Origin of the sequence: Sphingorhabdus sp., assembly GCF_029865925.1 — a bacterium.
Taxonomy (GTDB): Bacteria; Pseudomonadota; Alphaproteobacteria; order Sphingomonadales; family Sphingomonadaceae; genus Sphingorhabdus_B.
Genome location: NZ_JARXAI010000019.1, coordinates 1 through 10,459, shown reverse-complemented (window position 1 = coordinate 10,459; position 10,459 = coordinate 1). Strand labels below are relative to the sequence as shown.

Sequence of the window (10,459 nt, the reverse complement as noted above, 5' to 3'; positions counted from 1 at the left end):
CTCCTCATGCCCCCAGCTGCGCCAGACAACACGCGCAGGCGCAGGCACAGGAGAAGCTACAATCATCGATTGTCCAGCAAGGGTCAGTTCGCCAAATGAAACTTGCGTGTTCAAAAGGAAATAGTTGCTCGTCAGTTTAATTTGCCCTTGCACCTGAGAAGTCGGCTCAAGTGCCGCAAGTTCAGGTGCGGCCCAGAATCGAATAAGACTGCCATAGCCATTCGAAGGCCGCTTGGCGAGATAGCTGCGCGCGGTCGATAGGTTCATCTTACCCGGCGCAAATAGCATCGCTAACAATGGTGCTTGCTCGGGCAGCAATGTGTTTACGTTCAGCGGAGATAAAGCTGACTTAGGCAGTGCACAAATCCAGTCCTGAAGCTTGGCATAAACAGCTGGCGTTACGCCCTTCACTGCCCGTAGCTCACTCGGGTGGGCGAATAGCCTATTGGCAGCCAGATAGGGTGTTGTCGCGGACCGGTAGGCGTCATCTTCCACACCATTGGTAACTGGCGTGGTATCACTGTCCGCCCAATCTGTAGCCGCTGAGGCTATATTGCGCGCTGTATTTTCATCAGTGCCCAAGGCGACCATAAGCGATGTCATCTGTGTCGTGCCAGTTGCGTTTGCCAGATAGCGCCCATCTGCGTCGGTCACCAGACTATTCAAGTTAAAGCAATTGTCGGCATCACGTAGCGTCGCGGTCGCTGAACCCAAAGGAATAGGTAAGCTTTGCGGTTTACCGAGCCAGTCACCCTCTAGCGTAGTCTGTGCCGCATCGCGCGCCAGCAGGTCCTCAATCCGTGCGACCGCAATTGCTTCTGCGGCGTAGGTAAACATCCGCGCTTGCGCCAGAGCGTTACCATTTGACGTCAATTTGCTCGACAGCGTCAGCCGGTCAAGCGTTGTAGCGGCAATCACAGCCAGCACCGCCACCATCAACAATACCGACAGCAAGGCAGCACCGCGTTCCGAGGGTTTAGCTGGCATCATTGATTAGGGCTTGTTTCAATGCTGGGCGGCGGAACGCGTGTTTGCGGCCCGACGAGAAAGAGCAAACGTTCCTCTGCCCTGCCCTTCACCGTCACGCGCAACGCAACCGCTCGCGGCAAAGCATTGGCATCTGCAGCGCTCCAGTCACCACGCCACTGCCCTTTATCATCGCGATACTCGACATTCGCGGACGTAACATTTTCGAGCAAAGTTGCCGCATCTCCGGGGGCAGCACCATCCAACATCGGCCAACTTAACCGCTTAAGCGCCCCGTCCTCCAAAACATAAGCCACGCGCTGCAGGCCTGCCCTTGGCGCTGCATCATAGTTGGACCAACCTGCCCGAACAAATCCAAATAATGCGCCGGTAACGGTCGCATCTCCTTGCGTGAAAGCCGGCACAGCTTGTCCTGATTGATCGCGCACTGGCCTTGCAATAGCTTGCGCCAGATCGCCTTCCAAGCTGTTGGCTAGACGGTGTGATAACGCCATTTCCTCCAAGCGCTTTTTCACGGCAATTTGCGTGTCAGTGCCGGAACGCAGAAGCATGACGCCTGCAACGGAGATCAGTGCAAAAATAGCCAGCGCCACCAGCAGTTCAATCAGCGTGAAGCCAGCTTCTGTGCTGCGGACATTGGTCACTGCTCAATTGGCCTTGCGATGGATAAGCGGGCCTTACGCAGCGCGGCGTTGCCTGAGCCTGTGACCACAATTTCAACCATCACGAGACGACTGTCGTCGGTTGGACTGGCGGTTGCTGTCCATATCCACTTCTGACCGCCATTGACCTCTTCGCCGTGCCTTTCGCCTAAAGTGGGTGGCGCGGGGTTAGACAATATTTCAACCGCCACATTGCGCGCAACCTGCCACGCCATGCCGCTATCGGCCAAATTGGCTGTCGAGCGCACTGAATATCCCTGCAGTCGAACCATCGCCAAAGCTGCAAGGCTAAATATTGCCAAAGCGACCATGATTTCCAATAAGGTAAAACCGTTGCGCTGTGGTTGGGACTTAACGAACAACGCGGACATCCCCCGTGGCGGCCAGCGCGAGCGTCACCGCAACATTGTCACGCTTGATAATGATGTTAGCGGCGCTGGAGGGCGTGCCGGTGCTGTCAAACGCAACGCGCATTTGACGCGCGCCTGACATCTGAACAGATGTACCGCTTTGCCAGTCAGTAGATGTAAAGGGCGCCTCTGACAGGGGAACCCATACACCATTGTTCCGGCTCTCAAAACCGTAACCTGAGGGACGGATCGTGACCGCCATACTGCGTGACTGCACGATCGCATTGTCACGCAACGCCGCTACCCGGGCGGCAAAGCGCTCCACCTCATGGCGCACACCGCGCTCTGGCGACCCGACCGTCATCACAACTGCGGCGCTGGCGATGCCAATGATGAATATGACCACCATCAGCTCTACCAACGTAAAGCCCTGCTCATTTCGCTTGATATTTGCAGAAGGCGGCGTCTTAAGCGCCGTAAATATCCGCATTTTCATTCTCGCCACCAGGCGCGCCGTCGCCACCAAGCGAATAGATATCAAAAGCACCATTTTTTCCGGGCATGCTGTACTGATAAGGGCGGTTCCATGGGTCCATCGGTAGTTTTTTGATATAGCCCTCGGTGCGCATTCCACTTATAGTGGGCGGCGTAACCAAAGCCTGAAGGCCTGCTCCTGAGTCTGGATAGGTCAGATTATCGAGCCGATAGGTTTCCAACGCTTGACCCAGCACTGCAATATCAGCCTTTGCCTTTTGCACCATGGCCTTATCTTGGTTCGGCAGAACATTGATCGCGACAATCGTGGTCAGCAATGCTAAAATAAACAACGTCACCATCATTTCGACAAGCGTAAATCCGTTGCGTTCTAATTTGCTCTTTTTCCGCCTGAACTTGGCAGGTGGAAGATTTGTGTCAGTGAGCAGGTGAAACAATATGCGGAGCATGTCTAAAGTCCCGAAAGGTTTTGAAGTTGAAGTATAGGTAGTAAAATTGCCAATATTATTACGGCGACAACGCCACCCATCGCCACAATGATAAGTGGTTCAAGCAGCGACAACGCTGTGCTGGTAAAGTTATCAAATTCGCGCTCCAGATACTCGGCAGCGCGCTCAAGCATCTGATCAAGCTGACCAGCGCTCTCGCCACTGGCGGTAAGATATACTAGAAGCGGCGGAAAAACGCCGCTGGTGCGCATCGCGCCCGACAGGCTACCTCCGCTGCGCACAGCTTCGACAATATCGTTATTGGCGCCAGAAAGTACCTTGTTCCGAATGGTGCCGCCCGTAAGACGTAGCCCCTCCAGCAGAGGTAATCGGCTTGCGACCATTGTAGCCAATGTCCGCGCCATGCGCGCTGCATGCAGGTTGCGCAAAAGTTTTCCCAGCAGGGGAATGCGTAAAATATTGCGGTCAACAAACATACGGAAAGCGGGCCGCTTCAAAGCTTGTGCGAACAGAAACGCACCAATGACAAAAACGAGAATGAGCGCCCAATAATAACTGGCCAAAAACGCGGAAATACCAATCACGATGCGCGTAATCAGCGGCAACTGCTGATCCACATTGTCAAACTGTTCAACGACCCTTGGGACAACCGAAACCATCAATCCCATAACGACCAATGTTGCTACAAGTGACAAAATCGCTGGATATGCAAGGGCACCAATGAGCTTACCGCGCATTTCAGCCTGTCGTTCAAGCAACACCGCGAGGCGCTCTGTGATCAATGGCAAGGTGCCCGCCCCTTCACCTGCCGCGATCATCGCGCGATACAATGCAGGAAAGCTATTGCTCTCGCGCCGCATTGCTTCTGACAGACGCTGCCCTTCGACAACGCCTGCATGCACATCCGTTAATATCTGGCGGACATGGGGCTGTTCGCTCTGGCGGCTAATCGTACGTAAGGCTTCTTCCAAGGGCGACACTTGAGCCAATGAGGACAATTGCCGCGTAAACAATGTAAGTTGCTTTGTACTGAGCCGTGCCTGCCGCTTGAAAGGCAGGTTGGCAAAGGCCGACGCGCGCGCTTCAGCTGGCGTAACGGCGACAATGTACAGCTTCTTTGATACCAGTTGTTCACGCGCCATGTCATCATTGGCCGCAGATATGCGTCCGCGCCGTTCGCGCCCATCCGTGTCGATCGCATGATAGGCGAATTCAGGCATCAACAATGTCTTCACGGCGCGAAATGCGAATGGCTTCCTCCGGCGTGGTCTCCCCACTGCGCACCAACTTACGCGCTGCGGCGCTCAGATTAGGCTGGTTCACAAATGCATGTCGCGCCAATATGGCTTCATCACCGCCATCATTAATGAGACGCCGGATGGTGTCATCAACGCGCACCGCCTCAAACACACCAATACGGCCCTGAAATCCGGTGTTGTTGCAATCAGCGCAGCCAACTGCCTTGTATACAGCTGTGCCTTTATCAAAACCAAGCAAGGATGCAGCATTACCCTCGGCTTGAACCGTTTTGCGGCACGCTGGGCACAGCCTGCGCACAAGACGCTGGGCGATAACTGCGCGTAATGTTGAGGCAAGCAGGAACGGCTCAACCTTCATATCGCGCATACGCGTAATCGCACCCAAGGCATCATTTGTGTGGACCGTAGTCAGCACAAGATGACCCGTCAGCGCAGCTTGAACGGCAATGTCGGCAGTTTCGCGGTCACGGATTTCGCCTACCATCACAACATCGGGGTCCTGCCGTAATATCGCACGTAAACCAGCGGCAAATGTCATGCCTACTTTTGCATTCACCTGGGTTTGGCCGATGCCTTCGACGGCATATTCCACTGGGTCTTCAACCGTCAGGATATTGCGCGAGCCGTCATTCAAACGTTTCAGGCCCGCATATAGCGTAGTGGTCTTACCCGACCCTGTAGGGCCAGTTACGAGGATAATGCCATTGGGTTCAGCCAACGCTTCGCGCAAGATTACAAGCGCATCCTCAGACATGCCCAGAAGGTCAAGCGATATGCCCGCATTTTCATTGTCGAGGATACGCATCACCACACGCTCTCCAGCGCGGCTTGGTAATGTTGATACGCGAACATCCACCAGCTTTCCGCCAAGCGTCAGGCCAATGCGACCATCCTGTGGAATACGCCGCTCTGCGATGTCTAGCCGCGCCATGACCTTGATACGGCTGACGACCACAGGCGCAACATTGGCTGGCAAGCGAAGCCGTTCTTGCAAGACGCCATCGGCGCGCATGCGAATAACAAGGCCCGTTTCATATGGCTCGATATGAATATCGGATACGCCCTGCCGAACAGCCTCAGCGATGATGCCGTTGATCAAACGGATGACAGGCGCGTCGTCTGCACTGTCGAGCAAATCATCGGCACTCGGCAGCATGTCGGACAATAAATCGCCGTCATTGTTCCCGATCGACCCCGCCATCGCCGCGGCGCTGCCGTCCATGGCGTAATGGTCGGACAAATATCGGTCAAATGTTTGGTTATCCGACATTTCAACATCGAATGGCATTGCCAAAAAACGACGCACCTCAAGCAGCATGATTGGATCAGCGCCCTCGCGCATCGCAACCACCAAACGGTCGTTGCTTTCGTGACGTATCACCAGACCGTGTGTTTTCGCAAAGGCATAAGGCAAATCAAGCAATGGCTTAACATGCGCGGCAGTCAGCTGCCCTGCGGGGGCGGCATCCACCAATATATCGTGTTCAGGTGTTACCCCCTGGCGTATCACGACTGTCCATCCCCGCTGGTTGCGGAAACAGAGCTTGGCGGCACCTCTGTCGGTTGAAGCGGACCGCTTGCAGGTGGCCGGGTCAAATTACCATCTGCCCCGATCATGACGTCATTTACCCCCGCACTGGGCTCTGTAGGGGAGGTCGCGCCCATATAATCACGCAACAGTTCATCAATACTGGGTTCCATATCGGGGTTACGTACCCGTTGCATGTCGCGCACATAGTCATAGCGCCGTGCCGTTAAGCGGTCGCCATCTTCACGACTGCGTAAAATTGTAGGACGAATAAACACCATCAAATTAGTTTTGCTGCGGCTCCGGCTGCGCGATTTGAACAACTCACCAATAAGGGGAATGTCGCTCAGCAATGGAATACGTTCAATTGTACGCCGTTCATCATCATTGAGCAGGCCACCAATTGCCAACAACTGACCATCGCCAACAGTCAACGTAGTTTCAAATTCGCGTTTATTAAGGATGAGGTCGCTTGAGCGAGAAGATACCGGCCCGGCGACGCTAGACACCTCTTGCTTCAGGAACAGCTTTACATCGCCCTGCGCATTAACCTGCGGGGTAACTTCAAGCTTAATACCAACCTCTTGCCGTTGCACAGTTCGGAACGCATTTTCGAAGTTCGCTGACAATTGTTCGCCGGTGCTAACGGGCACTTCTTGGCCAACAAGGAACTTTGCCTTTTGATTGTTCAGCGTCACGATGTGCGGCGTTGCCAACAGGTTGGATTCTGTGTCCGCTGCAATAGCGTTGATGATGGTGCCGAAAACAGCATTTTTGCCCACATCAAGCGCAAAACCACCGAAACCGCCTGTAGCGCTCAATATTGAGGCGGCCGCTGCTTGTTGCAATCCATCGCCCAAAGCGCTGTTGGTTGCTGTGGTGGTTGTATTCCCATTTACAGTCGTCGTTGTGCGCGACAGTTGCTCGGCACCGACGGCACCCGCAATGGTCAAGATGTTGGGCGTTGCATTGGTATAATTGGTTGCCGCAAATGGCGCGTCTTTGCCGCCCACAAGGAATTGAACACCAAGCTTTTTCGCGGCTTCATTGCCGATTTCAACAACGATAGCTTCTACCAAAACCTGTTCAGGCCGAGTATCAAGCTGGCGTATAAGTTCACCCAAAGTGCGCTGCACCTCTGGATTGGCAGCAACGATCAGGGCGTTTGTGCCTTCATAGCGTGTCACGACTACGGGTCCGCGCCCGCCAATGCCGTTTACGCCCGAACCAGAGGCTGATGCAATTACAGGTGCAGATACCGGCGCCGGCGTACCGCCACTGGTTGCCGCAGCAACTGGAGGTAGATCACCGGACTGAGAATTGCCGCTCTGACCACCGATGAGCGACTGAACTGTTTGCAATAGTGTTTCGGCATTCGCAAATTCAAGTCGGTACACACGAATTTCGGCGCCGGATTGCGCGCGGGCATCCAGTTGCTTTGCCATTGCGGCAAAGCGGGCAACCGAGGTTGGGTCTCCCCGCAAAGCGATAGCGTTGCTGCTATCAACCGCAGCAATCGAGACGGGTGATCGTCCACCCTCCCCGCCACCTTGACCAGCTAACCCTTGCAGCGCAGTTGCGATTTCACGCGCGCCAGCGTTGTCTAAATTTATAATCTGGGTAGCAGCACTGTCGCGATCAATTTGGCGGATGAGGTCACGGATACGACGGATATTGTCGGCATAATCGGCAACAACAAGGCTATTGGCGCTACGGTTTGCTGTAAGCGAGCCTTCTCGGCTGATAAGTGGACGAAGCGTTTCTACCGCGCTCGTAGCGTCAATTGAGCGCAACCGGAAAACTTCGGTCACAAATTGGCTGGCAGTAGCGGCTTGGCTGCCGATCCGGCTAGGTTGCGTGGCTGCTCCATCGGAAGGTTGAATGCGGTAGCCACCGCCACGCATGGGAATAGCAACCAATCCATTTGCGCGCAGCGTCGACAAAAATACTTCAAAATATTCGGAACGCGACAGCGGGCGGTCGGTGACGACAGAAACTTTCCCGTTTACACGTCCGTCAACGATGAATGTTTGCCCTGTTACGCGCGCAGCATCCTGCACAAAAGCGCGGATGTCGGCGTCGCGGACATTTAAAGTCTGCTGCGCAGCCAATGGAGCGGAAAGGATAAGCGTGCTGCATGCCAGCAATGAGGTAAATTTACGGATCACTATTGTTCCAAATTTAGAGCTATCGGGACCTTCGAACCGCCACGTTCGACTTCAAAACTTAAGCGGGCACCTGGCCGTAATTGCGCGGCAATGTCTGCCGCCGAAGATATAGGACGTCCGTTGACCCCGACAACAACATCGCCCGCAAGAAAACCTGCGAGGCGCAACATCGTACCGTCATCTCGCGCCTGCAAGACAAGGCCAGTGACACGGCCGCCTTCGTTGCGCGGGGCAAAGCCGATAGCTTTCTGAAGCGTCTCAGCATTCAACCCTCCATCTTTAGGAGGGGAGGATGCATTTTGCGACGATGTTCCCGATGGACTGACAGTTTCCGCGGGAACCGATTGGTCAAGATACAGGGACTCTTTGACGCCGCCGCGCGATAAAATAACATGGTCAAAAGCAACGGTATCGAGCGTAACACCTGGCGCAACTTCCTCTCCCACCGCGTAACTATTTTGAATGCCATCTTCGCCAGCAATGATTGCCGACCCGCCGCCGGAACTCTCGTTCGTCCGAACGCCAAATAAGACCAAGCTTAACGATGTCACATTCTGGGTCGTCGCAGCAGAAGCATCTATGCGATAAAAAGGGTCGAAACCGGTAAAAAGCGCAACCCGCGCAGCCGACGGAACAAGATTAATGCCCGGAGCACTCCATTGCGCGGTTGGTCCAATAGGTGTGACCGTCACCCAAATTAGGCGCGCAGTTTGAACAGCACATAAAGCAGACACCAAGGCGAAAAGCACTGCACCAACTTGCAATGACGTCAGCCGGCGTGATTGCACTTTAACCCTTTCAGCCAACGATAATGCCACAAAGTCTCCTGCGCGAATCCGCCGATATCAGCGGACTAAGCTGCCGTTATGACGTAAAAGTGAAGGTAATAAGACAGTTTCATTACTATGAACGCCTGATATGCGGGAAAGCAACAAATTACGGCGGCATGCTTATGAACACGCCGCCGCAAGTGTGGGGGGAAGATATTTGCTTTAGAAGTTGAAACTAAGCCCGATAGACGCGCTCATTCCCGGATCATATTGGTTGTATATGACGCGGTTATTGCCTGACTGCTGGAACTCGTTGTACTTCGTGCGAGTAAGGTTGCGAAGCTCGACCTTCAAATCGGCCTCCTGTCCGGCAATTTTAATTCCCTGCCGACCAACAAGATCCAACCTAAAGCCTGGGCGCTCAACGACATCTGGCTGAGGCGGCGTTCCGTTGATGCCGCGACTGGTAACGCGATCACTGGAATAAGTGAACAGGAACGTTAACTGTGACAGCTTATCCGTATCTTCGATACCGGCTTGGAAATTAACAATATGGTCCGACTGGCCGGTCAACGGCGCACCGTTCTGGAAATAATCTGTCGCTTTAGTGGAAAATGCTCCGAAAAAGCTTGTCTTGTCACTAGCCTGAACTTTTAACTCTGACTTAGTGTAGGTATAGTTTGCAACCAACACCAACCGCCGCGTTGCAAAGAAATCGCTGCTGCTTAAGTTGCTAAGATCGACATATTTCTGGACATCAATTTCTGCACCATAGAGCGATGCCTCTGGGGCATTTGCGAACGACGTCGTAAAGTCATTAGTAACAAATGCCTCAATTGGATTTTTGATCTTCTTATAAAATGCCGAAAATGAAAAGCGTTGCTCTGGCGCAAAATAATATTCAAACCGAGCCTCACCATTGTAAAGCTGACTATCTATCAGCAGCGGGTTACCGCGATAGGCACGGTTTGTGTCTGGATCAAAATATGGCTGATTGATTAACTCGCGAAACTGGGGGCGCGCGATCGTTTTAGACCCACTGAAACGGGCTTTCATTTGATCCGTCAGGTCGACTGTAACCGTAGCAGCCGGCAACCAATATTGGCGCGACAAGTCGGTCGCCGCACCCGACGCGCCGGGTACTTTAAATACCTGGATCGGAACCACGGACTGCTCGGCTTTTTCCCAACGAACGCCGGCATCGAGGTTGAACATATCACCAATCTGCGCGTTGATTTTGCCGTAACCCGCCCATGTCCGCAACTTAGCTTCAAAAGCTGGGTTTCCTTCATCGCCTTCGAACAAAGAAATCTTGTAAAGATCAATAATCTTTGGCTGCAACAAAAGATCAGCTCGCAGCATGCCTACGCCTGAAGGTAGGGCACTTGCGTCGAAGAAAAATTCGCGTCGCGAACTGATGCGGTCAGTGTCGGAGTAAGCGTTACCGAATGTTATGCCGATATCAGGCGTGATTTTGTACGTCACGTCGACACCGCCAGAGATCAGCTCTTCCGTCAGTTTCGAAAAAATGACCCGCGCATCACCGCGGTTTCGGTTAAGAACGTTGACAAAATAGGCTCCAGTCGGATCAGAAGATGCATTCGTTCTTACATATTCCGTCGATAATTCATAAGGCGCGTCCCGTTGCGATTTTGCATAGGCACCGCGCATATCAATCCGCAGATCGGGTGTGACTTTAAATTCGCCGACAATTTGCGTATTAGCGAGCTGACGTTCGTACCACGCTGTCTTCTGGCGCATAACATCAGCGGTGCCCTGATCAATATTGCC

General features: G+C 53.5%; 10 protein-coding genes. All 10 read right to left on the bottom strand.

The genetic code is table 11. From position 1 onward, the window contains the following. The coding region (gspK, locus tag QE270_RS01610; protein WP_300034177.1) for a type II secretion system minor pseudopilin GspK at positions 1-990 on the bottom strand (990 nt) is incomplete at its 3' end. After that, positions 987-1,631, bottom strand: coding sequence for a type II secretion system minor pseudopilin GspJ (gene gspJ, locus QE270_RS01605; protein WP_300034175.1), 645 nt, complete (start codon positions 1,629-1,631; stop codon positions 987-989). The genes gspK and gspJ, both read right to left, overlap by 4 nt. Next, positions 1,628-2,020 carry a type II secretion system minor pseudopilin GspI gene (gene gspI, locus QE270_RS01600; RefSeq protein WP_300034173.1) on the bottom strand — a complete coding sequence of 131 codons (393 nt, stop codon included), beginning with the start codon at positions 2,018-2,020 and terminating at the stop codon, positions 1,628-1,630. The genes gspJ and gspI overlap by 4 nt, the downstream gene beginning before the upstream one ends. Further along, a complete protein-coding gene (locus tag QE270_RS01595; RefSeq protein WP_300034171.1) occupies positions 2,001-2,489 on the bottom strand; it encodes a GspH/FimT family pseudopilin in 489 nt (162 codons plus the stop codon). The genes gspI and QE270_RS01595 overlap by 20 nt, the downstream gene beginning before the upstream one ends. Further along, positions 2,467-2,943 carry a type II secretion system major pseudopilin GspG gene (gspG, locus tag QE270_RS01590; RefSeq protein ID WP_300034169.1) on the bottom strand — a complete coding sequence of 159 codons (477 nt, stop codon included), beginning with the start codon at positions 2,941-2,943 and terminating at the stop codon, positions 2,467-2,469. The genes QE270_RS01595 and gspG overlap by 23 nt, the downstream gene beginning before the upstream one ends. Before the next feature lie 2 nt (positions 2,944-2,945). Further along, the gene (gene gspF, locus QE270_RS01585) at positions 2,946-4,163 is read right to left on the bottom strand and encodes a type II secretion system inner membrane protein GspF (RefSeq protein ID WP_300034167.1); all 1,218 of its coding nucleotides are present in this window, start codon (positions 4,161-4,163) and stop codon (positions 2,946-2,948) included. Next, the gene (gspE, locus tag QE270_RS01580; RefSeq protein WP_300034181.1) at positions 4,156-5,673 is read right to left on the bottom strand and encodes a type II secretion system ATPase GspE; all 1,518 of its coding nucleotides are present in this window, start codon (positions 5,671-5,673) and stop codon (positions 4,156-4,158) included. The genes gspF and gspE overlap by 8 nt, the downstream gene beginning before the upstream one ends. A gap of 35 nt (positions 5,674-5,708) precedes the next feature. Beyond that, the gene (gene gspD / locus QE270_RS01575) at positions 5,709-7,895 is read right to left on the bottom strand and encodes a type II secretion system secretin GspD (RefSeq protein WP_300034179.1); all 2,187 of its coding nucleotides are present in this window, start codon (positions 7,893-7,895) and stop codon (positions 5,709-5,711) included. A 2-nt stretch (positions 7,896-7,897) separates the two neighbouring features. Next, positions 7,898-8,716 carry a type II secretion system protein N gene (locus tag QE270_RS01570; RefSeq protein ID WP_300034165.1) on the bottom strand — a complete coding sequence of 273 codons (819 nt, stop codon included), beginning with the start codon at positions 8,714-8,716 and terminating at the stop codon, positions 7,898-7,900. A 174-nt stretch (positions 8,717-8,890) separates the two neighbouring features. Further along, positions 8,891-10,459, bottom strand: a 1,569-nt coding sequence (locus tag QE270_RS01565) for a TonB-dependent receptor (RefSeq protein ID WP_300034163.1), incomplete at its 5' end; no start/stop codon positions are given.